Source organism: Dyadobacter sp. HNCC25DJ185, assembly GCF_056895195.1.
On sequence record NZ_JBXHAR010000016.1, the window covers coordinates 1 to 25,256 of the forward strand.

23 protein-coding genes and 1 CRISPR repeat array are annotated in these 25,256 nt (G+C 43.0%); of the genes, 13 read left to right on the plus strand and 10 right to left on the minus strand.

From position 1 onward, the window contains the following. Positions 1 to 36: 36 nt before the first annotated feature. Positions 37 to 527: a CRISPR direct-repeat array (repeat unit 30 nt; unit sequence GCCTCAATCGTACCGTAGTGGAATTGAAAT). 307 nt (positions 528 to 834) lie between these two features. The 6 genes from AC1XUF_RS30660 to AC1XUF_RS30685 all read left to right on the plus strand — a co-directional run bounded on the left by AC1XUF_RS30660 (position 835) and on the right by AC1XUF_RS30685 (position 5,323). Beyond that, positions 835 to 1,482: a recombinase family protein gene (locus tag AC1XUF_RS30660; RefSeq protein WP_483345695.1), complete on the plus strand. Its 648-nt coding sequence runs from the start codon at positions 835 to 837 to the stop codon at positions 1,480 to 1,482. A 12-nt stretch (positions 1,483 to 1,494) separates the two neighbouring features. After that, positions 1,495 to 1,683 (plus strand): hypothetical protein, encoded by a 189-nt coding sequence (locus AC1XUF_RS30665; RefSeq protein WP_483345696.1) that lies wholly within the window; start codon positions 1,495 to 1,497, stop codon positions 1,681 to 1,683. 103 nt (positions 1,684 to 1,786) lie between these two features. Next, entirely contained in the window at positions 1,787 to 2,968 is a 1,182-nt protein-coding gene (locus tag AC1XUF_RS30670) for a radical SAM protein (protein ID WP_483345697.1), read from the plus strand. 58 nt (positions 2,969 to 3,026) lie between these two features. After that, complete coding sequence (locus AC1XUF_RS30675; protein WP_483345764.1) at positions 3,027 to 3,506, plus strand: hypothetical protein; 480 nt, start codon at positions 3,027 to 3,029, stop codon at positions 3,504 to 3,506. A gap of 148 nt (positions 3,507 to 3,654) precedes the next feature. Continuing rightward, on the plus strand, positions 3,655 to 4,425 hold the full coding sequence (locus AC1XUF_RS30680) for a type IV toxin-antitoxin system AbiEi family antitoxin (RefSeq protein WP_483345698.1): 771 nt from the start codon (positions 3,655 to 3,657) through the stop codon (positions 4,423 to 4,425). Continuing rightward, entirely contained in the window at positions 4,418 to 5,323 is a 906-nt protein-coding gene (locus AC1XUF_RS30685; RefSeq protein ID WP_483345699.1) for a nucleotidyl transferase AbiEii/AbiGii toxin family protein, read from the plus strand. Before AC1XUF_RS30680 ends, AC1XUF_RS30685 begins: the two co-directional genes overlap by 8 nt. 71 nt (positions 5,324 to 5,394) lie before the next feature. Here AC1XUF_RS30685 and AC1XUF_RS30690 read toward each other — a convergent pair whose 3' ends face one another. From AC1XUF_RS30690 to AC1XUF_RS30705, 4 genes are all read right to left on the minus strand, one after another. Next, complete coding sequence (locus tag AC1XUF_RS30690; RefSeq protein ID WP_483345700.1) at positions 5,395 to 6,018, minus strand: DUF6088 family protein; 624 nt, start codon at positions 6,016 to 6,018, stop codon at positions 5,395 to 5,397. A 56-nt stretch (positions 6,019 to 6,074) separates the two neighbouring features. Then, positions 6,075 to 6,482: a hypothetical protein gene (locus tag AC1XUF_RS30695; RefSeq protein WP_483345701.1), complete on the minus strand. Its 408-nt coding sequence runs from the start codon at positions 6,480 to 6,482 to the stop codon at positions 6,075 to 6,077. Continuing rightward, entirely contained in the window at positions 6,457 to 6,624 is a 168-nt protein-coding gene (locus AC1XUF_RS30700; protein ID WP_483345702.1) for a hypothetical protein, read from the minus strand. The genes AC1XUF_RS30695 and AC1XUF_RS30700 overlap by 26 nt, the downstream gene beginning before the upstream one ends. A gap of 1,045 nt (positions 6,625 to 7,669) precedes the next feature. After that, positions 7,670 to 8,065 (minus strand): SOS response-associated peptidase family protein, encoded by a 396-nt coding sequence (locus AC1XUF_RS30705; protein ID WP_483345703.1) that lies wholly within the window; start codon positions 8,063 to 8,065, stop codon positions 7,670 to 7,672. Positions 8,066 to 9,102: 1,037 nt separating this feature from the next. Here AC1XUF_RS30705 and AC1XUF_RS30710 point away from each other — a divergent pair. Then, a complete protein-coding gene (locus tag AC1XUF_RS30710) occupies positions 9,103 to 10,698 on the plus strand; it encodes a hypothetical protein (RefSeq protein WP_483345704.1) in 1,596 nt (531 codons plus the stop codon). Positions 10,699 to 11,824: 1,126 nt separating this feature from the next. Next, positions 11,825 to 12,292: a hypothetical protein gene (locus tag AC1XUF_RS30715; protein ID WP_483345705.1), complete on the plus strand. Its 468-nt coding sequence runs from the start codon at positions 11,825 to 11,827 to the stop codon at positions 12,290 to 12,292. A gap of 505 nt (positions 12,293 to 12,797) precedes the next feature. On the opposite strand, the gene AC1XUF_RS30720 is transcribed toward AC1XUF_RS30715, so the two are convergent. Further along, positions 12,798 to 13,397, minus strand: coding sequence for a hypothetical protein (locus AC1XUF_RS30720; RefSeq protein ID WP_483345706.1), 600 nt, complete (start codon positions 13,395 to 13,397; stop codon positions 12,798 to 12,800). Positions 13,398 to 13,752: 355 nt separating this feature from the next. On the opposite strand from AC1XUF_RS30720, the gene AC1XUF_RS30725 reads away from it, so the two are divergent. After that, a complete protein-coding gene (locus AC1XUF_RS30725; protein WP_483345707.1) occupies positions 13,753 to 14,994 on the plus strand; it encodes a tyrosine-type recombinase/integrase in 1,242 nt (413 codons plus the stop codon). A 49-nt stretch (positions 14,995 to 15,043) separates the two neighbouring features. Here the strand turns inward: AC1XUF_RS30725 and AC1XUF_RS30730 are convergent, their stop codons facing one another. Beyond that, positions 15,044 to 15,469 carry a hypothetical protein gene (locus tag AC1XUF_RS30730; protein ID WP_483345708.1) on the minus strand — a complete coding sequence of 142 codons (426 nt, stop codon included), beginning with the start codon at positions 15,467 to 15,469 and terminating at the stop codon, positions 15,044 to 15,046. 300 nt (positions 15,470 to 15,769) lie between these two features. Continuing rightward, positions 15,770 to 15,979, minus strand: a complete 210-nt coding sequence (locus tag AC1XUF_RS30735) for a helix-turn-helix transcriptional regulator (RefSeq protein ID WP_483345709.1) — start codon at positions 15,977 to 15,979, stop codon at positions 15,770 to 15,772. Positions 15,980 to 16,651: 672 nt separating this feature from the next. On the opposite strand from AC1XUF_RS30735, the gene AC1XUF_RS30740 reads away from it, so the two are divergent. Beyond that, positions 16,652 to 17,569: a toprim domain-containing protein gene (locus tag AC1XUF_RS30740; RefSeq protein ID WP_483345710.1), complete on the plus strand. Its 918-nt coding sequence runs from the start codon at positions 16,652 to 16,654 to the stop codon at positions 17,567 to 17,569. Between the two features lie 204 nt (positions 17,570 to 17,773). Beyond that, entirely contained in the window at positions 17,774 to 18,676 is a 903-nt protein-coding gene (locus tag AC1XUF_RS30745) for an ArdC family protein (RefSeq protein ID WP_483345711.1), read from the plus strand. Between the two features lie 694 nt (positions 18,677 to 19,370). Here AC1XUF_RS30745 and AC1XUF_RS30750 read toward each other — a convergent pair. After that, complete coding sequence (locus AC1XUF_RS30750; protein WP_483345712.1) at positions 19,371 to 20,510, minus strand: FG-GAP repeat domain-containing protein; 1,140 nt, start codon at positions 20,508 to 20,510, stop codon at positions 19,371 to 19,373. A gap of 445 nt (positions 20,511 to 20,955) precedes the next feature. On the opposite strand from AC1XUF_RS30750, the gene AC1XUF_RS30755 reads away from it, so the two are divergent. Together AC1XUF_RS30755 and AC1XUF_RS30760 are read left to right on the plus strand one after the other, a co-directional pair. Beyond that, a complete protein-coding gene (locus tag AC1XUF_RS30755; RefSeq protein WP_483345713.1) occupies positions 20,956 to 21,273 on the plus strand; it encodes a hypothetical protein in 318 nt (105 codons plus the stop codon). A 472-nt stretch (positions 21,274 to 21,745) separates the two neighbouring features. After that, positions 21,746 to 21,958: a hypothetical protein gene (locus AC1XUF_RS30760; RefSeq protein ID WP_483345714.1), complete on the plus strand. Its 213-nt coding sequence runs from the start codon at positions 21,746 to 21,748 to the stop codon at positions 21,956 to 21,958. Positions 21,959 to 21,990: 32 nt separating this feature from the next. On the opposite strand, the gene AC1XUF_RS30765 is transcribed toward AC1XUF_RS30760, so the two are convergent. Continuing rightward, entirely contained in the window at positions 21,991 to 22,398 is a 408-nt protein-coding gene (locus AC1XUF_RS30765) for a hypothetical protein (RefSeq protein WP_483345715.1), read from the minus strand. Next, the gene (gene mobF / locus AC1XUF_RS30770) at positions 22,382 to 25,123 is read right to left on the minus strand and encodes a MobF family relaxase (RefSeq protein ID WP_483345716.1); all 2,742 of its coding nucleotides are present in this window, start codon (positions 25,121 to 25,123) and stop codon (positions 22,382 to 22,384) included. The genes AC1XUF_RS30765 and mobF overlap by 17 nt, the downstream gene beginning before the upstream one ends. Positions 25,124 to 25,256 lie beyond the last annotated feature (133 nt).

Below are 25,256 nucleotides of genomic sequence, written 5' to 3' on the forward strand. Positions count from 1 at the left end.
AGATTAACCGCTCGATTGCCCGGGAATTGTATGAGCGCCTCAATCGTACCGTAGTGGAATTGAAATGATTCTACTTCTGTCCGGTCCAGGAACGACAATTCGGCCTCAATCGTACCGTAGTGGAATTGAAATTTGATGTATTAGCTGAGTATTCAAACGCCAAACTATGCCTCAATCGTACCGTAGTGGAATTGAAATGAAAGATGCATGATTACCATGCCATTCAGGAAATTCGCCTCAATCGTACCGTAGTGGAATTGAAATACTCATCTTCCAGTGTGGGCTCTTGCAGTTGTTGGAGCCTCAATCGTACCGTAGTGGAATTGAAATTTGTGTCAATATGGCAATGTTCCAAGATTTTCATACGCCTCAATCGTACCGTAGTGGAATTGAAATGCAACAGGATGATCAATAAGGCTAAAACATTTCGTGCCTCAATCGTACCGCAGTGGAATTGAAATTCAGGATTCCATTTGTCACGGGTAAGCCAAGGGGCAGCCTCAATCGTCCCGCAGTGGAATTAAAATTCTAAACTCAATGAGCTCATCAGCCGCAGGACCTCGCCGCAACCGTACCAGGAGAATTGAAATTTTGCTGGTTATCCTTTTATTTTTACCTGAAGTATTCGACCAATTTTGCCTTAAAAAAATTTATTTGTAAAAATTTTGTACGTGGGTAAACGATCGTTTACCCACGTACAAAACACTCCTGCTTTCTCGTCCCTCTCCCCCTTCAAATCAACCGCATTACGGCATTCGCTAACCAGATTTTTACGCAATTCTGTTCAAATATAAACGATGGTTTACCTCCGAACAGAACAGGGCTCAAATGACTATGAAACAAGCAGTTGCGTACTATCGCGTTTCAACACAACGGCAAGGCAAAAGCGGTTTGGGGCTGGATGCCCAACAGGCGGCGGTAAAAAGCTACTGCAAAGCAAATGGGTATCATTTGAGCAACGAAATAATGGAAGTTAAATCAACCCGCAAGTGCCAGATTCGGCTTTTTGAGGCCCTACAGCTCTGTAAAAAGTCGAATGCGACGCTCATAGTAGCAAGGCTTGATAGGTTAGGTCGGGACGTTGAACAAATCGCACGGTTGATAAAATCCGAAGTTGAAATCATAGTGACCGATAATCCGCATGCCACTCGTTTCACAATTCATATTTTGGCAGCGGTAGCAGAAGAGCAGCGTCAGCGGATAAGCGAAACGACGAAAGATGCACTAGGCGCAGCGAAGCTCAGGGGTGTGCAACTGGGACAGAACGGAAAGGTGCTGGCGGTTATAAATAGAATGGCTGCGGAAAGGTTTGCCAGAAAGATATGCCCTACGTTGATCCGCTTACGGCGAAAGGGAATAGTTACTGTTCGTGCGATATCAAAAGAGCTCAACCGCATTGGTACTCCCACCTTTCGCGGCGAAGGTCACTGGCATCCAAGCACTGTGTATACATTATTGAACAGGTTAAAATTGATCACATAAATTCTCAATAATATGGCCCTGATAAACGAAAACGATATGCTTTTTGATGATGTCGCACTGCTGAGTACAATTCCGGGCGAGGGATCACCAAATATCTCTTCTGTGAATGCAAATTGTGATTGTGTCAGTTATACGTCTGCTGGTGATGAAGAAGAGATTGATACCGCGACTGGCTCCCGGCCTTTTGCTGCGGCAAATTGACCAACATCATGCATTTGCAGTTAATTGCAGTTCTCCGCATTCTTTGCGGGTACTTAATAATACTCAGAGTCAGATACTCAAAAGGGTAAACGGCAGAGATGATTTGGCGGATATTTCTGAGGAAATCTCGCTCGATCCGAATTCGTTGGAGTCATTTATGCTTGCGATGGCCAAATCTGAAATTATCAGATTTGATGATGATTTCAGCACACCGCAAAAACCGGAAAAAGCCACGTCCCTCAATTTTTGGATACATACTACCGATGCCTGTAATCTGGGATGCGGTTATTGCTATATCTCGACGCTCAACAAGGGAAGAGCAATGACAGAGGCTGTAAAAAACCAGCTTTTGCAAAAACTGGTTGATACGGCCGTCAAACGTAAAATCAAACATGTTAAATTCCGGCTGGCTGGTGGAGAACCATTGACCCAGTTTCAATCCTGGAAAGTCTTTATCCTAGAGGCTAGGCTTGTTTTAGATACTGTTGGTTGCAAACTTGACTTTGCTTTCATCACTAATCTGACAATACTTTCCCAGGAAATTGTCGATTTTTCCATTCAGTATGGCATTACGTATGGTATCTCATTGGATGGAATTGGGCCAGTGCATGATCTGTCACGAAAATTCCGATCTGGAACGGGGTCTTTCGATGTAGTCAATGATAACTTGCTTAGGTTGTTAGACGCCGGAATTCCTGTTTCAGTTACCACGGTAGTCAATAACGACAACCTGAAAGGGCTACCCGATCTGACGCAATATCTTATTAAGCTTAATGTTCCATTCCGTTACTCTATCGTAAAGGGCGAGAGTATCGATTCGGAAGGTTTGGAAAAAAATCTTTCGGAGTCCTTTCTTCTGATGGAGGAAGCTATCAAAACAGGGTGGCAATTTTCCAGGCGCTTTCAATTTTGTGATCTCAAACCCAACGAGCTAGGCTTTCAGACATGTGCTTCGGGATTCTCAGGCGGCGCGATTTATACCGACGGATCGCTGAAATACTGCCATGTCCATTTTGGGGATAACAGCCAATCTTCGCAGTCCATTTTTGACAATGATCTGGATCTGATCGACATGATCGATCAAGGGGTGCATCCAGAGGATGACCGGTCAGAAGACTGTCACAAATGCCGATATCGGTTTGTCTGTACCAGCGGTTGCCCGGTTTACCGTGTTGACCGAAAAGACCCGCAATGCAGCCTTTATCATCACTTTATACCTCTTTATTACGAGCTTCAGGCAAAAGAACGGTTGAAATTGTTGCGAGATTATAAGAAGATAGACTGAGCTTCTGTTGGCTTACTTAGTCCCAATCCTGTGGGGAAGGCGGCATCTTTTGTCTTTTGTGATCTCCCTTTGCGCTTTATTTGCGACCTTTTTTGAATTGTATCTTCAGCGCAGGCACAATGCCAAATCTCTTAAACCGATTCCCCAAATCGTCTTGGGAGACAGACAGGGGCATCTCTTTGTACACTTACAGAATAATGGCGTCGGCCCCTTGATCGTCGAGGGGCTGTCGTTTGTAAAGAACGGAGCTGAATATCCTGATATTGAAAAATGTCTGACGTTAGATCCGAAATCTTACAACCATGATACCGAGATTTCACCTGAAACTCCCAAGGTTATCCTCCCAGGTGCATATCTCGAAGTATTCGGGATGATCTTCGCAGAACAGGAAGGCGAGATTGAACTATCACGGGTGAGGGCCGAACTTGCCGGTTTACGGTTGAACGTTATTGCCAAGGATATTTATGATAAAAAAATTGTGGCTGCAAGAAATTTTCAATGGTTCGCCAGGCATAGCTTGCCTACGCCTAGAGAGTGAGCGCAGAAGCCTATTATTTGTCCAAAAGGAAAGTTCGTGCATTAAAAATATTATAAATTGTAAACTTCAAGTATACATAATTAGTTATTTTTAATGAGATTATCGTAATTTGCTTGACGGTCTTTAAAATTTGTAATATAAGTAAACTATGAGTTTACAAAATGTCATAAAAATAAAGAATTTACTTGAAAACTGGCTTCCAGGCCATGTTGCCACATCGGCATGGCTCAAAGAAATAGGTGTATCCCGGCAATTAGTGCAACGCTATCAGCAAAGTGGCTGGATAGAAGCTGTCGGCACAGGTGCTTATAAGAGACCAAAAGAATCAGTGGAGTGGTACGGAGCTGTGGCAAGTCTTCAAAAACAGCTTTATTTGGATGTGCATGTCGGTGGCCCAACCGCATTCTCGATCAGAGGCGGGGGGCACTATGTTCGTTTAGGAAAAGAACCTGTATTTTTATTTTCTGCTTTGAACGAACACTTGCCGAAGTGGTTTACCGATTTTAATTGGGGCAATCCCATACATCACGTCAAAACATCAACATTTCCGGAAGGAGTCGGCGTCGGCACTTACAACCACTATAGTATCGAATTAAAAGTGTCTGCTCCTGAGCGTGCAATCCTTGAATGCCTGTATATAAGTCCAAAAGCATTCGATCTGCTGGAATGTTATCAGATCTTGGAAGGACAGCAAACATTAAGACCCGAGCTTATGCAGCGGCTTTTGGTTGCATGTAGTTCAGTGCGTGTTAAAAGGTTGTTTTTGTTTATGGCCGAGAAAGCAGGGCTGCCCGTTATGAAATACCTGGATTTAGAAATGATAGACCTGGGCACCGGCGACCGAAGCATTGTAAAGCACGGTGTTTATAACGCCAAATACCGGATCAGTATTCCAAAAGAGCTGGTGAATTATGTTTGAAACGTACAGGAAAAAAGTTGAACTTCTTATCAAGGTCATACCTCTCATCAATGAAGCTGGGTGTTTCGCATTGCACGGGGGAACAGCCATAAACCTGTTCGTTCGCAACATGCCGCGACTCTCAGTGGATATTGATCTTACCTATGTGCCTGTCGAAGACAGAGAAACGTCCCTGCATAAAATCAGTGAAGCTCTCATATTGATCAAACGCCGGACTGAAGCCATGATCGCAGGTATAAGAATTCAACACAGGCAGGATGCAGGCAAACTTTTGATCATGCACCAAGGATTAGAGGTAAAGCTGGAGGTCAATCTGGTTGGCAGAGGAATAATCGGAGAGGTCGAAGAACTGCCGCTATGCGCCAAAGCACAATCTGATTTTGAAGCGTTTGTGTCCGTTCCCGTAGTTCCGTTGGCACAACTTTACGGCGGGAAGATCTGCGCGGCCTTGGACCGGCAGCATCCGCGTGATCTTTTTGATGTAAAATATCTTTTAGACAATGAGGGGTTCTCTGATGATATTCGAAGAGGTCTTATTTATTGCTTGCTGGGAAGTGACAGACCTATCCACGAAATAATCACGCCCAATTTCCAGGATCACCGCTCCGCCTTAGCTAACCAGTTTTCCGGAATGAGCGATGAAGAATTCACTTATGAAGAGTACGAGACTGTAAGAGCGCGCCTTGTCAGCGTCGTCCAAGAAAGTTTGACCGATAGAGATAAAGCTTTTCTCCTCAGTTTTAACCAGGCAGAACCGGATTGGACAATTTACGATTTTGAAAAATTTCCTTCCATCCAATGGAAATTGAAGAACCTGAATACGCTCAAAAAAAACAATCCGGCAAAGCATCAGCAACAGTTTGATTTGCTGCAAGGGAAACTGGGGGTACTGAAATAATCTGCCGACAATCTATTCGGCGACACTGGACAGGAATGAAGTGATCTTGGAAAATATAGCACTCTAAATCGCTATACCTGTTTTCTTTCGGCAAGTAGGCTCTTAAGCACTCTTTGGGTTGCAGCAGTATACTTATTTGAAAGGGAAATAACCTCTTCAATCTGATTATCCGAAAGTTCCTTTAAAATAGCAATAAGCCGTTTCAGAACATCCTTTTCACTCGTTTCAGGCATTTTGTTTATATATCGAACCGCATCTAAAATTTGTAGAAATGGAATATTATCCTCCGTAATTTCATTGTTCTGTTTAATGAATGCAATTGTGCAATGCCCGCGCTTTATTCTAGCTCTCCGGTTTTTACAACCTATTTGGAAAAGCCAACTGATCTGGGTTGTAAGACCCAACTTGTTAAAAATCTGGTATCCTGTTTGATATCCTATACGTTTGCCATCTCTAACAAGCAGGTCTTTCATGATCTCTTGTTCGTTAGGACCAAGTAATCCAAAAACGGTTTCTTCGGGTTTATAGAATTTGCCTTTCGAAAATCTTGCTATTTCCCCGGCTTGAACCATGAAACCAAGATGTTTCCTCAAGGAAACTGCCTTAAACTCGCTATTCGCGAATTCGTCCGCAGTAAATATGCAGCTTTCAGGAAGTTCATCTATTTTAGCGGCGAGGTAGTCGGAAATCTTCATGTGATCATTATAGTCGGCTGTAAAAATACCACAGAGCTCAGCTCTCAGGCAACATTTTAGCTGAATCCATTAGCTGCGTATGAAATCAATTGAATGCTATTCGCCGGAAGTAACATATCATGCTTGCTTATTGTGCCGACTTTTCGGATCAAAAACTCCCCACCAGTGAGGAGGACTTCCAGATTTTGCGTACTATATGGCAGCATCATCATATCATTGCCGGACCTTTCGAGGTCAAAGGTAAATTTTTCAATAGTGTCAGTATCAGAGCAGCGGAAACAGGAAAGGTAAAAGCTGGTATTGTCCCTATTGGGAAATACTCTAATCAGATCCATCAAACCCGGTTTTAAGAAAAACCAATATGAAGCAGGTTCGCCAATCCTGTATTTATAGCGTCGAAGCATCACAGCCTCAGGCCAAAACTGCCTGATAGCCATTTCAAGAGTGTTGATGGTCTCCTTCATTTTTGTTAACGGTTTTGAGTCCTTTAATGAATTCTCTCGCTTCCCTTCCTAAAAGCTCTTTGAAATGCTTGTTTTTGAAGGCGTCATAGTAGTGAAGCCAGACCATTTCCTCAGAGACAATTGTGTAAAATATCTTTTTCATTCTGGTGGCATTAGATTTCAAATTTATGGATTATTAATTTATGGATTATTTCCGCATTACAGGATATAATCCATAAAAACTTTCTAGTGGTTGCGCCCTTGCGGCTAGAAAAGAAGAGAAAGAAGGCTAATAGCCGGACTGCGGATGGACAGGGACCATCTGAAAATTTAGTGATTGCGAGGTAGTCGAAAATGGGATATAATAATTCCAGATATCCCATCTTTAACACGCAAAACGACAATTTTGGCTATAACCCAAAAATATAAATTGTCAAAATCCAACTTTTAGAAAAGCATAGTGTAAGAAAATGGATACCTGCTTGAAAACCGGCTTCCTGGGTATTTTGCCACATCGACATAGCTCAAACAAATACAAGAAATTACGAGACACACTTAAAATTATACTTCATCAGCGATATCACCTTCCTAAGCAAATTCCAGCCGTTGAGAGGTTTTAAATGCAAGCACATACTTAGTTGTAAATTTTTATAAATAGTTAAATTTGGACTATTGAATTTCAATTCAAGGACTGTGTCATAAAAGAGTTTTGCACAAGCTCAAATTATTTTTAGTACATGAGGAACCGTAAAAGGAAGTTAGAAGACCCTAATCCTGAGTTGCCTATGTCAAAAAAGCCTCTCTCGAAGTACAAATTTCAATTTAGTTCAGGAGCTTTTAAAAGGAAAATCAGAAACACCATAGCATGTTTCTCAATTTTGGTTTGTGTCGTAATAATAATTTATATTCTTTATATGGTGAAATCAACATCCGAACCCTCCTATATTTTTCGAGACCGACCTTTCAACGAGATTACCAAAGCCGCAATTGACATCAGGCTTGATGAATCAAAAAAATATGTTCCAGATTGGACTACTATTGTTTGGAGGTGTTTGGGTGTTGATAATCGGTAAAAAAGGAGATGCAGTCCTATTGTTTAGTGACTATCAAGAGTTAATTATGATTTTTTCAGCAAATCTGTTACTTATTCTGTCCTTTACCTACCATGTTTTATATTTGCATTTGATAACAGACTGGTGCCATTCGTACTATTGATGAGAAATGATCAGGCAGCGATTGCTTAGCGCAGCATCCTTGAAAATTTTGGGCTTGTTTGTTTTTGGATTGATCCAAAGCAGCTCTTCGCCTCGCGCATTCTCCGTATCGTAGCCTGTCTGGAATGTCCCGTCCTCTTTTTTAAAACCATTTTCAAACTTCTTTACCAGCTCCATATTTCGGATACCTTTGGGGATAAAGCCCCATCGCATGGTCGTGATATCAAAGTCGGTTCGATCCTGATTTGGTTTTAAAACGACCACCGGCGGAGATTCGGGACCCAACACCGTAGGTCGCTTCAATTCCTGAATGCCTGCAATTGTTTTTTCAAGCTTCATCAGCTCAATATACTCCGCCCTCGTTACTTTCTGACCGTTATAATAGCACATGATTACAGTTCTTTTTGCTGTCGTTCCAAACGTCGGTAAAACCTAATTATTTCTTCCCCGATGGGGATAGCCCTGTCCTGTCTCCCCTCCGGTATCGACATCCACATTTTATTTCCACTAGCGATAGTTGGACGATGGATGAAAAGATCTTTCTCGTCATCAGGAAAAGAAATTTGGAAAACTTTCCGCCCGCCCATTGTTCTTTGTTGGATGTTGAGCTCAATTCCGTCCCATCAAGTGCAAAGTACTCAGGCAGTTCGGCCATGTCATAAAGGTTTTCAAAAGCCAATCTAATAAATATTTGAACTTATTGTTCGTCACAAGAATAAGTAGGGTAGTAATAAAAATTGCTAAGGTGATTTGAGATCTAGCCGAAGGCTACTGAACGGCTTGACCCAGCTTCAATTCCGGGACTTATATGTGGGCGATATTCTAAAAATAAGTGTCCGATTTTGACACAGAGCTAGATATTCTTGATCGATCCTTTCGTCAGGTATTATGGAGGTGCCTTTGTGAACAATTCTGCATCCTGGAGTTGCTTAACAGAAAAGAAAATCCCAAGCCTCTAACTATTCACGAACAGCGGAGGAAAATAATAACGTCCGCAAACAATTGTAAATCAATACTTAAGAGATTTTTCAAACTAGCACAAACGATTGTACCAAAAATCCAAACCATAAAATAAATTTGTCGAAAAAATATTACTTTATATATAGAATTATATTTACAAGAATTATCTAACTATTTGTATATTTGCATACGGTTACATCTCGCGAGGTAAGTAATTAGAAGTACCTATTTCTTATAATAAACATCTTAAAAACGACAAGATTATAGCCATATAAAAGCCATCAAATACATAATAAGTGAAACTGCGTACAAATTGTGAATGCACAATAGGATCTAGTAAATACAAAATATTATTAGTTGATATTACATAGTGACAAAATCTGCATTTCATAAAAATATGTTTCAAATTTTAGATAAAAGAAGAAATATTTTAAAATGACTACAACTCATTTAAACAATTGGCAATAATGAAACAAACATTAAAATACCTGATAATTTTATTAACCCTTGCTATTTACTCCTGTAAGCAAAATATCGAACCTAATGAAACAATTATATTAGAACAAAATGATATTTTTTCAATTAAACAGCATTTCGAAACAGCAAAATATGAGAGAAAATTGTCCGACGTGTTGAACGACACCTTGATGTTATCATGGGCTCCTGAATGGGTTGAAGCTAGTAATCAAAGCTCTGGAGGCACCGCAAATTTTATATATGTACCTCTATATCCGCAAGCCAAAAATACTAAAACTAATAAAATCCTAAATGGACGACATAAGGGCTCGATGAAATTCTTTGTTGTCAAACTTGGAAAGGAAAATGAATACTATGTTGCCCAATTCGTTTCAAATGAGCCTGGAGATTTTGTCCTTTCGGATTTTACTGGAATTGCATCACTTCGTAACTTGGAAACAAACAACACGATATTTAATTCTTTCAAACATGGAAAGAATATTGGTAATGTCATTGGGGAAGCAAAAAATGCAAAGACATCCGCCTGTATTACAATTTATACTTGTAATTGGTATAGCTATGATTGTGGCGTCAATACCGCACAGACACGCGGTGAAAATATGTGCGCTTATCCATCATTCCCGCCAATGTGTGCAAACGGAACATATGGTGGCAGCTGGATTGTTAACGGAATAGCTAATACAGAAACAGATTGTAGTGGCGATACGCCTCCAATAATCATCATACCGATTTCTACGATTACGCCGGCATCGTTAAGGAATCAGATCGCAAATAAGCCATTTGCACTTTATTCTGAGGAGTGTGCGTTGCTGAACCAATGGCTTGCGACCGCTAGATTCAAACCGGAGCAGGCGATAATGGACAAATTGTGGACTATTCATGGTGTTGTTCCACTTGGGGGTTCATCATATTTAAGACTTTCCTACGCGGATATCTCCCATGTACAGGACATTGACGATGCCCATAGCCCTGTTGTTAATATGGACTATTTCCCGGTGACAGTCACCGGTATGCCGACCGTAGACGGTGTGCAATTAACGCCATCACAATTTCTAGAGTACATTCGGTTGAACCTTAATACCTTCACCACTGGTGCCACATTTTCACCTTATCAATATCTAGGTTATAATGACGTAGCATTATGGAATTCTAGCAATCCAAAGGGCGCTATCATAGGAATAGATTTAACCGGGCCAGATAACGGTGCCGTAGTTACATCTCAATCAAACCCGGATATGTTTATGTTTACTACTATTCATGACCCAAAATACGGAGATCATCCCGTTAGTGGCAATCGTGCGGTTGGATACAACGTTACGACGGAGGGAGTAGTTTTTTATACCAGAGGTGTAGATAGGATAACAAACTGGGAAGGAACAGCACTTCAGGAATATACTGGTATCCCATTCTCGGAGGCAGACAAGCTTTGGAATAGTTTCATGACAAATATTCGTACATTTGTTAGAGGGCATGGTGGGAATGCCATAGTTAGAAATCCAGTTAAAATGCGTCCCGATTGGACTTTGGTCAAAGATGTTTTAGAAGGCAGAAAGCCAATTAGCGCTTTGAATAAAAATTGTATTTAATCTTTTAAACTATGTGGAAGAGACTTTGGATAAATGTTGTATTGGCGTTTACGATAATTCCGATAATAAAGCTTGTTTTTGATTATATTTCCATGGAAATATTGAACAATCACTCCAATTATTCAGGGTCATTTTTTGAATACATAAGCTTGATTTGGGGTACTGTTTTTATTGTCGGACCTGTATTTTTTCTAGTATTTGTATTATTGCCCTACAATGCTATTATAATTTATAGGAATGTAAATAGTTTAATTTCAAAAATATTCATTTTTGAAATTACGATGGTGATAGTCTTTTGCTTGATTGGCCTTTTTTTGAACGTATGGACCTACCCTATTTGGAGAAATATTTTTTATTTGGCCTATTTTTTTCCAATCGCTTTTTTATTTTCACTACTAATTCATAGCTCGGTCGATGTAAAATACAAGTCTTAGCAATTACTTAGAGCGTGTTTGGGCATTGCGAAGAAAGGGGATTGTACCATCTTTGCAGTGACTAAACACGCTCTTACGAATAATGATTAATGATATAGAGTCCATACTATTGAGGACTGATTAGGGTGAGGTTTTTTACAATAATTTAATACTATTTTACCGCAAAAGTATGTTTACAGATCAGCAACACTCGTTCCTGATCTGTGAAAACTAGCACTTGTGTAACCCCAAGAATTTTAGCAGCATATACCTACTGAAATAAGTCATTGAAAACATGGTGGGCCCGGCCAGACTTGAACTGGCGACCAGACCGTTATGAGTGGATGAGAGTCGAGACTGGACGGCTTTGAAACTTCAATTTTCATCGAATCTCCTGATGAGATACGATTGGAAATTGATACTTAATCGTTAAAGAGGCGTGCAATGATTGTAGTCATTTCAGATGAGTTTTTCTTTCCTGCGGCAGTCTATAATGAAGAAGATCCCTTTGGAGCTGATGCATGTCGTCGAAATTTTCTAACCGATCATTCCGATTTTAATAGAAATTTTTTGTAACTTTTCATCGTGAGGGACATTAATGAGTCGACGTCATTCCCGCAGTAAACTTTGATTACAATAACAAGAAGAGGGTCAAAGTCGGAACTGTAATTGCATATACCGGATTCGGCTTTTTTGCAAAATGCTTTAGTTAGATGGCGAAGAGCAATATTCAGTCAGGCATTTATTTTTTACAATTTAGCCTTATGAGAATAATACAAAAAGAGAATTTTGGACTCATGGATTCACGTGTGGCAACCCGCGACGGCATTGACGAAATGCTAGCAAGTATTCATACCACCCCAATTACTAAGCAAGTATACATTCAAGAAACAACGCGCCTTCATAAGATACACATTGAAGAAACAACTCGCCTCCGTGAAACATTTATTAAGGAATCCGAAAAGACAAAAAGATTAAGCCTTACTCTCTCGGCATGTCTCGTCGTTGTTGCCGTAATTGCTGTAACCTTTGCTCCTGAGGGACGTGAAAATATTTCTTACTGGGTTGGAGGAGCTCTTCTTTTGACAGCAGCTGCGGCAGGGGGGTTCAAACAATTGAGAGGAAAGTCGAGCCTTTTCTCTATGGAAGCAACCGAGGGCAGTATATTTAACCCTAAGTGATCCTTATCTACGAGAAGCGAAACAGCACCATCGAAGGCGGGCAGAGCCTCTTCCGGTTCTTTTGTGTAATTTGTGAAGTGCAAAAATAAGCTGGCCATCGACACTAGGATTTAGAAACATCATTATGGTATAAGGAAACTTTACCTTTCGACGGAACCTTCTCTAAAACGTAGCAGATCATAGAAATGTTTAAATTTTTTGGCCAATAAAACTGACAAATATCAGTAAGCCCAGATATTCTATTGACAGCTACTTGTGATTATATTGATTTAACTAAGAGTGAAAGTTTCATCAAAATTCTCCTAGTTGTGAATTGTAATGACTGTATATGACGTATCATGACCGATAATGGTGATATGATAATATATTGATAGAGCTATAGAAAAAACTTGCTTGGGGGTAAAAATGGGGGTAAAATCAATATGCGAACGTACTGGCCTCATTTAGATCATAAGCTTAAATGACACTGTCGAATCCTAGCACTGGATCTCTCTTGACGTTTGTTTCAGGGTTTCCTAAATTTTCCTCCACTTTTCAGCATGTCGCTCACTAAATCTGAAATCCGTAATACTTCGCTATAAATTTCTCCGAAATAATATTTTTCTCCTAGGATAACAAAAATGGCATTTTCAACATCGATCAATTTGAAAATATATTCCAGACTATCATCGGCTTTGCTGTGATCGCTAACCATAGTTTTCGGATACAATGTTCCCGCCAAATCGTTCAATAAAAAATGATCAAGTCTTTCGTCAAAGTGTTCCATTGCATTTCGTGGATCTTTGGTCTTTAGAAGTGAGTCATCGGTGACATTAAAGATAGCGCGTAATTTTTTCCCTCTTGCCACTGACAGATCATTGGTTGTTGCTGGGAAAAAATAACGAGAAAGAGCCGCCGCATGAGATAGGGCTTCCTGAATGAGAGCAGCAGTTGCATCGGCATCCGAGCCGTTTTTGATGTATTCTTCGTAATACCTGAAGGCTTCGACGCATCTGCTGGCGGAGTAGCCTAAGGATTCGAGATAAAATACTTCTGTAAAAGGGATAATTCCCTCAAACTCCTCGATAACGAGTGTTACTCTTCTGGCCTTTTCTTTTTTATCCATGAATGAATGGTTCGATTGAAAAGCAAAAGATAGCAAGATTCTATTGGTACACGGGTTGGTACACGGGTTGGTACACGGAGACCAAATGTTTGGTGGCTTTAAATCTTACTGCAATAATTAAATAGTTGAAAATACTGGTGGAGCTAACCGGTCTTGAACCGGTGACCTCTTGCATGCCATTTCCAATAATTGATATTTAAGGCGATTTAATCCGGTCTAAGATGTGTCTTTAACAATCTGATATTTATTGACTTTATTGGGAAAATGGGTTTAAAGTGATCCATCTCAGTTGAGCACTTTTTGGTACACAGGATGGTACACTAGGAAGATTAGAATGCCCAAATTAGCCCAGCATATGCTATCACCGTTACAAGTTGATCGCGTTCAGCCCTCGTTTTCAGACAAAATGTACAACGATGGCGGAGGCCTTTACCTATTTGTTCGAAACCACGGCACAAAGGAATGGATATTTAGATATAGTTCTCCAGTCACCCATTGCCGCCGCAAGCAATCGATAGGTACATATCCAGATACAAGTTTAAAGCAGGCCAGAATTTTAGCCGGACGAAAGCGCGATCTTTTGTCCGCAGGTTTCGATCCATTAATTGAATCCGAGAAGCAGCGGATTGAAGAATTAGAACGGCTAATAAAGGAAAGTGAAAAAAGACGGAACACAGTTGAAGCCGTTTTTCAAAGTTGGAAGACGGCGGATCTGCAAAATCGAAAAGATAATGGAGACGATGTCGAACGAGCATTTAAAAAGGATGTTTTTCCTGTCATTGGAAAAAAGGCAATAGCCGACATTGACCGAAACGATATAAAATTGATCTTAGACCGCCCACTCAGGCGCGGAAGGAAACGTACTGCAAACAGGCTACTGTCCGATTTACGACAATTTTTCGGATATGTCCAAGATGAAGAGTTGATCGACCGCGACCCAACACGCCGATTGAAAAAGGAACGAGTTGGGGGAAAAGAAAAGCCTCGTGAGCGTTTTCTAGACGAGCTAGAACTAAAGTTGTTATCGGATCAGCTACCAAAGTCTGGATTGCGACAGGAATATCAGCATGCCCTGTTGTTACTTTTAGCGGCTGGTTGTCGAGTAAGTGAAATCCTTCGCGCCGAGTGGAAGCATATTGACACGGAAACTGGAATTTTTTTGATTCCAGCAGCTCATGCTAAAAATTCGAAGTCTCACCAGATTCATCTTTCACCGTTTGCACTGATGCAGTTGAAGGCTCTGGCAAAATTTCGCTATTCAGATTTTTTATTTCCAGGCAAGACGGGAAGAGAGCCGTTATCACGCCAAACGTTGACCAAATTAATTACAGACCGGCAACAGGGAGAGGTTCGGTTTTCCCGGTTAAAAGAAAACCGAACCCTGGTGTTGCCTGGTGGGAGATGGGTGCTACATGACTTGCGTCGGACAGCTGCTACCATTATGCAAGAGCAAGGAATATTCCCTTACATCATTAAAAAATGCCTCAATCAGAAAACGGATGATCCTATCATTGCAACTTATCAACGTGCAGCGCAGATAGAAGAGCAGAAAGAAGCCTTTCAGCGGCTAGGCAACTTCCTTAGTAAGATTTTTTAAGATTGCCAGTCACTTCATTCTCTAGTAATCGGACGCGCTTTGTTAAATTTCAGCAGGGCAAGACAGAAAGTCTTTTGCATCTCGCGTCGGTCGATAGGGATAGTGACGATGTCTGATGCTTGGCTCCTAGCTGACAGGTCAAGGCTGAGTCGTGCTGCCCAAAGTTTCGCCAAAACTGGATGGAATCGATGAAGCTGTCCCAAGTTTCCTCATCGCTGAAATAATAATGCACATTGGCCTGTGGGTGAAATTGTGACTGGCTGATGGCAATCTTATCGAGGATGTCAAAGTGGAATTTGTACCAGACTTCATTGAAAGGAACATAGGCCCATACAAATGGACGTTGCATAAAATCATCACCGAAAACATAGGGATCGATGATCATTTCAAAGTCAGTATCGGTATTCTGAATTTTTAACTGTCGCTTGTTCGCGATAGCGCTTTTCACTAGCTGTGAGGCTTTTAAATAGTTCATGAAAAAATTGTTTTGATGGTTAAAATGTAAATTACGTTTGTCAGCATGTTTTCGGTGGGACAAATGAAAAGGCGTCCTTATATAACGTCCTTCGAACCATTGTCACCGCACAATGAAATTGATTTAATGCAATGATATTGACGACTCTGCCGAAAAAGAAGGAAAGTTGCTAGGGATCCAGTAAGACCCTAGCAACAATTTCTTACAAGTATGGGAATTGATAATGTGGAAGGTAGGCCGGTCTAGCTCGGATTTAGATAGTCAATGGCTACCGCATATTCGCAGCGGACAATGTAAATATTATTTTGCCTGAGAAAACGGAAATTCTTCCATGCACTTTTTTAGATCTTCCACCTTCCATGCTGTAATGTTTGGCGACAGCTTGTATGGCTTGGGAAAGCGTCCCGTCTTGCAACCATTCCACCAGGTCGCCTTGCATACCGGAATTAGTTTTAAAACTTCTGGCAGGCGCAGAAAGCCAACTGATGAAAAAAGAGTTTGATCATTCATTGAGCGTCTCCTTTGAGTTATAGGCTGGATGAAATTTAATTTCGTCGCGCAAGTGCAATGTTTCAGAACCTTTCAAAATCCGAACTGATCATGAATCTTTATTATTCTGAAAGTGACATGCTGAAACTGAGCGTGAGCCGGATTACTATGCAGTACATTTTCGAAGTGCATAGAAAAATCAGCACCCGTTAATGGTGATACATAACAAATAACCAGGAAGCCTTCGAAAATTTAAATTCGTATGATATTTGTTCTTAGCATCGTCAGGTCCTCACTGTTAACGCGAAAAAAAGTAACGGGCTGAATTGACAATCTATGATAGAACTTTTATCAACGAATGGTCGGCAGTGATTGAATCACCCGACTAGGAACCCAACGTTTGATTGAGGAGCTATAATGAAAACCGAACAACCGGATTTACAATTTTACATGGATCGAGAAAGTGCGGCGGCATATCTTAACACGACAGTAGGTGTGTTGAGGGTCTGGGATTCTATCAAAAGATATAATCTCAATCCGCGGTTGATTCATCGAAAGATCCACTACCACAAGGACGATTTGGACAAACATCTAAATCGTCATTTTTACGTCTAAAAAGCAGGGAAGAAAAGTTCTGAGAAAACTTTTCTTCCCCTGTGCCCTTAAATCACATTATTTTCTAGGAGAACCGTCATGGATAAGGACCATGCGAATAGTATAGCCATATCCAAAATTCTGGACAAGCTTCAAATCAAGCCTGAATATACTGGTAAATCAAAGGCTCTTTATTGCTCGCCAATTTGCAGAGAGCCGGAACCTAGTTTTTGGGTCTATTTCAATACAAACAGCTGGTATGACTATGCGATATCAGCCGGTGGCAACCTGGATGACTTTGCACAGCGCTATCTTAAATTCACCGGCGAAGGCCATACACCGTTAGATGTAGCACGGTGGATCTCCAATATGTCCGATGACCGGTTTTCTCATCCACACATTCATGAAGGTGTATTTTCACCAGGTAAAGACGAAAAACCCGCGCTTGTAATCAAATCGATAAAGCAAATCCAGTTTCTGGGGTTGATCAAATACCTGGAACGGCAAGGGATATCATTGCCGCTGGCCCAGCTTTATATGAAAGAATTGAAAGTGTTCAACCGCAAAACCGGCAGAACGTTTATTGCCTTGGGTGTAAAAAACGGGAGTGACGGATATGAGCTTCTAAATCCTTTTTTTAGCGGCTTCATCAAGCCTCGCGGTGTCACAATTTTTCGAGGTACGCCATCGCCATCGCAGGGCGTACATGTATTTAGACATATTTTCGATTTCTTGTCTGTATTGACGTATTTGGGGTACGACAGATGGGAGCACGATAGCCTTGTTCTTCATGCGAATTCCAATGCGCAACTCGCAGCCCCATATATCCAGAATTACGGTTACAAAACGATGCATTCCTGGATGGACAACGACCCGGCGGGTCATCGTGCAACAAATATTCTTAACAGCTTTGTCAAAAATCAGCCTAGCCTTGTGCATCTGAAAATGAACCGGGTTTATGAAGGCTTTGCCAGTGTAAATGAATGGTACATGCATAAACACGGCCTGGTTTTATAGCGAAAATCTGATGCAGCCGAATATCTGACCTGCATTTCTCCGTAGGCCGGGGTGGGCGCATGATTGTACCCGGCGCGGCTCACTACCCCAACAAGAATTATCCCCTGCCTTTGGCATTCCTCGCGCGACCAAAATTCTTGCCGGTTCGCTCACCTGATCGCCGGGTTTTCAATCCCGGTCACCCCAACCTACGGAGATTCACTTTTGACATCTAATTCGCACCATCAGAAATCACTGACACAACCTGATATCTACACTCGAGTGACCAACAAGGTGATTACAGATCTGGAAAAAGGTAATTTGACCTGGCGTAAGCCCTGGAATAGCGAGCATCTTGCGGGACAGGTTTTGTCACCACTCCGCTGGAACAATGTTCCTTATACCGGTATCAATACAATTATGCTTTGGGCGGAAGCGGCGGAGAAGAACTATTGTCTTCCACATTGGATGACTTTCAAGCAGGCCCTCGATTTAAAGGCGTCAGTTTGTAAAGGCGAGAAGGGCACACAGATTGTGTATGCCGACAAGATCACCAAAGAAGAAGAAAACGCTAATGGGGAGATCGAGAACAAATATGTTCCATATTTGAAAACCTACACGGTCTTCAATGCATCACAAATCAATGGCTTGCCAGGAATCTTTTATAACCTGCCAGAGAAGAAGGATGTCAGTCATCCACAACGCATCACAGAACTGGAAGATTTTTTTGCTAAAACCAAAGCGGAAATTTATACAGGCACTCAGGCATCCTACAACCAAAGTACCGACCGTATCCAGATGCCACCTTTCGAAAGTTTTTCACGTGCTATGGATTACTACGTCACGGAGGCGCATGAGATTATTCACTGGACTAAGCATCCGAAACGCCTGGGGCGAGATTTTGGCAGTAAGCGTTTTGGTGACGAAGGATATGCCAAGGAAGAATTGGTTGCGGAACTGGGATCATGCTTCCTTGGCGCAGTTCTTGGTTTTGAACCTATGCCGGAAGAGCAACATGCGGCTTATGTTCAATCTTGGTTAAAAGTCCTTAGAGATGACAAGCGATTTATTTTTTCAGCAGCATCACAAGCACAGAAAGCCGTAGAGTTTACATGCAGTTTCGTGTGACGTCAAATTTGGTAAAACCCGAACCCAAACTCGTCTCGTTAAGTCAAGAGGTTATTCGAATTTGATACATTGATTAGTGAGATCACAATTTGAGAACCCTACGGCGAATTTTGTGTCTGCTCGGGATGGTTGGTAGCCGTCTTTCAGAAAGGACGTTTTAAGAGACAGTCGCAAGTGTAAAATTATCAGTTTTCAGTAATTTGCGCTCGCCTGTAACTAAGGCCTATTTCCATGCATATTTTCAACCCAATCACCGGCCGCCTTCTTATCGTAAGCTTTTTTATCAAAGCAATTCTTCATTACCTGCATGATCGTAAGGTAGCAAAACCTACAAAACGAGCTTCTTTCTATCTTGCTGCATTTCCGATAATTGACAACTACAAATCAATTTATAAGCCCATAGTCGCAGTTTTAGTAATCTATCAATATCTAATGATTTCGGCGGCACTCATTCAGAACCGGGCTTTTCTCCTTCAGCTATGGAATGACTGGGAGAAAATGCCATAGCATGGAACATCTCACAAAACACTCGAACATGAGACCGTAACCTTGCTTACGTATGTTGATACAACGCAACTTTCGGATGTTTTCCGAGACCACGAAAGGCGCTTCAAAAAAAAGTAGTGATTGAGCGTTTAGTTTGATGAACAAGAAGGATAGGCCGAGCATGTAGCACGTTGCTTCCCGTTCTGTTCTAAGGTTGGTAACTTCCGAAATATAAAACATTAGCGGCGTCTGAGCGGGCAGCAGCAATGTCAGGATTGCCATCTTGATTAAAATCCCCGACTGCAAAACCAAAGACAGTACCATTTGAATCACCAAAAGATATTGATTTGAAATTGCGTCGCGTGCCGTCATTTAAAAAAAGTGTGGACGGTGCTTCTATGTGGCCTACAATGATGTCAATTTTTTTGTCGTTGTTCAAATCAGCAATTGCCAGTCCATACGGAACTATTGTCGGATCAGCCAAGGAAATACCTGATGAAAACGTTTGATCTGTTTGACCAAAATAGAGATTTACTCCTTTAGATTCATCTATGGTAACAATATCAAGCATACTATCTCCATCAAAATCGGCTACCGCTGCAACACGTACCGAAACATCCCGAGGCCCGAATGCAATACGATGATTGTCAGAATAAGTCATATCAGAACTGCCAGGATATACGTAACTCTGGCCGCCATCCCGGTTTGGTACAACAAGATCAATAAAACCATCCTTGTTAAAGTCTGCCGGGGTAATTGTCACTGCAGCATAAGGAGCAAACGGGATGCATTTAGAATCGAAATGTCCCTCCCCTTTATTTAAACATATGTAGTTTGACGTTTGTCCGGAATCTCCCCTGTTCGCTATGATGATGTCGGGTAATTTATCCTTATTGATATCTGCGATTGATATGTGCCGGGACGGCCATTCAGGAAGTCCAAATTCAGAGCCAATTTTAAAATTGCCCTTACCGTCATTGAGATAAACTAGTTTACGGTCCGGGTTTTCATTACTGATAGCGATATCAAGGAAGCCATCCCCATTAAAATCGTCAACGCCGCCATTATATGATCGATCTGATATCTTTCCTAGATCATACGCCTTGCGTACTCCGCCTTTTCCGTCACCAAGCAAAATCCTGTCAATGATCGGTGAATGTCCTCCCTTTACTAACAGAATGTCGAGATGTTTATCACCGTCGAAATCGCCAAAACTTACATTAATTGTCGTATCAGAGTTTTCTTCAAGTTGTAAAGTGCGATTGAAGTTTGGTAAATTCTTATTCTGGGCAACCATTGTAAGGGGTGTACTAATAAGGATGCAGATAATCGGCAAGGAAAACTTCATACTAAATCATTAATTTTCAGCGAGAATGTATCCCTCGCACACCTCTCCCGAGCAAATCTGGTGCCAATACACTAAATGCTTAATTACCAAGCAAATAAGAATTTAGTATACTAATAACCATTCATAATTGGACGTGAATTGTTCGTAAATGGACACTGATCTGCTGATAACTGCTTCAAAAAAATTCGTTTCGGAACAGGAACACCAGTCCCAGGTTAGCTTGTGTAATATCAGACGAGATGCTTTCGTGAATGGATCGGAAAATTATTTAGGGGGTGGGCTGTCAATTTCCAGCCTATCTCACAAAACGCTCTCAGCATGAGACGAATCTTTCGAAATTATCTCCTCACTCAAATTTCGGTCACAAGAACACTTCTTTGTTGGTCGTCGAATCGCTGTCAGCTTAGCGCAACGGTTACGACGACACTTATCCCTGATTTTTTATTTGCAACAAAAAATCATCTTCGACTCCACTGCGCTTCGGGGAGTTGTCACCTCCTTATGCGCTATTGACGCTGCCATCATCTACTCGACTAACAAAGAAAGAAAATTGATGATGACTGATCAAAACAACCCTAAAGATGCCCTGCTGCATAGAATGCGGATTACATTGCCGCCAGGAGCGGATGATTTTCCGGATGGGCTTAAAGCGCTTATGGCCTTTTCTATTGCGAAAGCGAGATTAGAAGAGATGATCCAGGAGCAAATCCGTATCAATAACCTTAACATCGATCTTGATTTTGAAGCCCCGATCGACGAATAGAAAATCTACGAGCCGGACAGATTATACTGTCCGGCCTTTTTTTACCTGAATTTTCAGTATTTACCGGGGAAAGTCAGCCGGGCAGATTGCCTGGCGGCAGTTGCATTACGCTTGATTGTCAACAGCCTTATCAGCCGGATTGGCCCCGAAATTAGCAGTTAAACAGTCCATCTTTGTGTGTGCAATCGGCAACTTGGTCACACACTTATCCTTTCATTGCATTTTTGAGACCGTAGAGATGGCGAAGCGTTCGATATTTCTTTTCGGAGAGGTTTAATGCAGTAATATAAATGCACCTTTCTTTGTCTGTCGATATATGCTGTCAGCTTAGCGCAACGGTTGTGACGACGCTTATCCCTGATTTTTTACTGCATAAAAAAATCACCTGCGGCTCCGCTCCGCTCCGGGAAGCTGTCACCTCCTTATGCGCTATGAACGCTGCCATCATCGACCAACAAACAAAGGAGATTTGATGATGACTAACGAAACCACTCAAACCGAAAAGAAATACCCAACCCACACTGTTTTCTTCGCGACCGAAAAATCAGGCAGTGATAAGAAAAATTGGAACCGTATCGGTGCCATCTGGCTGAATGAGGAAGGCGATAAGATCAGCATTTCCTTGAATATCTTCGGTCAAAAAATCTCGTTGGCAGCCTTTAAATACGAGCCTCGCCAAAACTAAGCTAGTCGCCGGGCAGGGCAACTTGCCCGGCATTACTTTTCATCCGCTTCGATTTCAATAGCGATTACAATACTTTCCAAATCTCCATCCACCGTTATATACCTGGGATCGATTGCAGTAATAATACGGGGCAGATGGTCAAGCAACTGCATGAACACGGTTTCCAGAGCATAGCCTTTTAAGAGAACGCTCTGTGAGGAGAACGCCAGGCGTATATGGTTCACCTCGCCACCTGCATCGAATTCCGCCGAGATCAGGTACGCGTAATTATAAAAGGCCCGTTTGCCATCCGGCCAAACCAGGCAGAGGTTACGGGCGTGACCAATCGGGTGCATGGTTCCATCGTCCGAACCGGCAGATTTGGGCTCTGGTTTGGCTTCGGGTTTGTCGGGAACGTTCTCCCGCATCTGGTCGAAGCGCAACTTAAATCCGTGGCTCATAGTCGATATCGATTGTACGCGATTTAGGGGTAATCTCTCTTACCGGGGTTTTGTCTTTTTGTGGGGCTGGGCGTTCGCGCGCGACTTGCTCTGCCACCGCTTGTATATTCTTTTGCTTTTGCATCAGTTCCAAGGCGGACCGACGGTCGCCGAGGCGCTGCGCGTGTGTCAGCAGCTCTTCCTTGTCGTCTGTATATATATGCACTTTGTCGCGCCCGCGCGAGACCGAGACATAGAGCTGCTTGGAGCTGGTCGCCGGAAACGTCGCTGCCGGTTGCGAGATAAAAACCTCGTCAACAGTCTTGCCCTGCGATGCATGGCTGGTAATGCAATAAGCATGGGCAATGTGTCCGAAATCCTTACCGATCTTGTACCTGGTTTTGCCGTCACCGCTTAACAACTCGACTTTGCCATCCTTTTTGACAGAGGCGACTTGCAAAAGCTGGCCATTGTTGAGCCGTTTATCCTGCTCGTCGAAACCATTACGGGTAATGCGCACTTTATCGCCCTTAGCAAGCTCGAGCGATTTCGTGCGGTAAACATCGTAACAGGCGCTTTTATCCGTCGGCAGGGTCTGGGTTTCGCCCCGGGCATCTTTGATCAGGACATGGTGATCATCGCTGTTGGCGACCTGCCAGCGGCTGCCGCGCTGGATGCCCGCTACATTCTGGTTGAACTGGATAATATCCTTCTCACTGATATTACGCCAATCCGCTCGCTGCGCTTCGGTCAGATTGCGGTTCACAAGCCGCTCGATGGAGATCTCGCGTTTGCCGAGCTCACCGCTACTTCGCAGCTTTTGACGGATGGAGCCTGTGACATCCTCCGCCTGCTGATGCGTCGGCGAGATGACCAACGCCGATTTTTTGTTTTTAATAGCCAACATATAGTCGTCGATCAATTCCTTGTTCGGGTTAAGCGGATCGATTTCTTTGATGGCACCGGATGTGTCCAGTTTTTCAAACGCACTCTTGATATTGCCTGCCGACAGATCTTCGACTGCCTGCCGATATGTTTCATTGCGTTGCCGGTAAATTTTGCTCACCTCGGCAGTCCTGATCTCGCCAACCGTATTGAGGATGCGCAAGGCATCGCCCCGGACGACTGAACTGTGCTGACGTGTATCGCCGCCTAGGATCAGTCGCGCATTTTGCTTCGTGGCAAGTTCAAGCAGGGCGGTCATATCCTTGGTGCCGAGCAGTCCTGCTTCGTCCACCCAGAGTATCTGCTTGTGAAGCTTTTCTTGCATCTTTTTCTCAACTAGGAGCTGAGAGACGGTTTCAGCCCCGGCGAAACCTTCGTTCTTCAACACGCCGCGCGATGCCTCCGAGGTCGGCGCGACGACCGTCACTTTCTTGCCAGCCGCCTCCATATGTTTGACCGCTTCTTTCATCAGCATTGTCTTGCCGGAGCCCGCGGTTCCGCGAATGATCGATACCCTGTCCGTCGTCGTCAGCAGATGCTTGACGGCTTCGCCCTGCTGGCCGTCAAGCATCACCTCCGGGCATTTGGTGTAAAGTGGCATGAGCTTTCCTTGTCCATGCCGTGCCAGCCTGACCATATACCGCTCTTCCGACAATACTTCTTTAGTCGTTACAAGCTTCTGACCACGGTCATTGATCCCCATAAGACGCTGATCGGAATTCAGGCTATCGGATATCTGATCCAGCGAAATCGTCCGCTGGCCGATGCTGTGACGGTAGGCGCTTTCAAGCAGTCTCCGGTCATGCATGACCGAAGCGCGCTCGAAACCGTGTTGCAACGCATGATCGACGCAATCCTTGGCGTGTACTACTTCCAGCATTTTCTCCGGGGCATTGCGGATAATCCGCTCGCCCTTGCCGTCTTCCTCCGGTCCGAGCTCGCGGATTTGTCTGCGCCAATCCGCTTTGAGCTCACTCATGCCGACACCCTGCTGCTTTTTGGAGCGGGTGCGGGCTCCAAGCTCGCCAAGCTCGTCGATATCGGTAATGCCTTTTTCTTTGGCAATACGTCCGATTTCGTCGGTGCGCTTGGAAAACAGATCGATCACACGCTCCGGGACGTTTTCAATCTCGAAGGATTTCTCCGTCCGCTTGATACCGTAGCCATGATCGATCAGATTATCGGACAGGTATTTGTGAAACCGTGCCTGGTAGTACGGCATATCCCGCTTTATCTCGCCAAACTGCCCAGCCTTGATCCTCTTCTCCTGGTCATCCCAGGTCGCGTTGAAGACAAAGCAATGGGCATGCAGATGCGGGTCGGGCAGATGGCCTTCCACCGGTCTTGCAGTCTGGTGGACAAAGTCCGCCCAGACCAGCTCGCCCGTCAGCCGGTCGGCATAGTGGCCGTCCTTTCTGACGCGGCCCTTGCTGTCGGCCTGGATATCCAGCATCGTCTTATAGACACTGTCCTCGAAGGCTTTCAGCAAATGATCGTCATTGGACAGGGCATGCAGGATCGATACGGATTTTGGACAGTGGAAATTAATGTCATAGCCGACGCGGCGTTCCTCTTTGGTACGCGGCGTCAGTGGCTTGCCGGTCGCTGGGTCAGTATTCTCGCATAATGCGTAGAATACGTCCTGGGTCGCTGGCGCGGTAATACCGAGCCGCTCGGCAAGCTTACCCCGGATATGCCCACCAAGTTCCTGATCATTGATATAATAATCGGCTTTGGAGAGAGCTTTCTGGAAGTAAGCTTTGGCGTGAGCAGCATTACTGGCTTGTATCATCCGTATCATAAATCGAGCTTATAACAGGAACTGAAAACCGGACTTATTTTTTCGTTTTATTAAAGAGGAGCCCGCCTGGATTTTTGTAAATTCCAACAAGTTGGGCAGTGCGCAGAGATCCCCTTGGGCAGTGCTGGGTTGT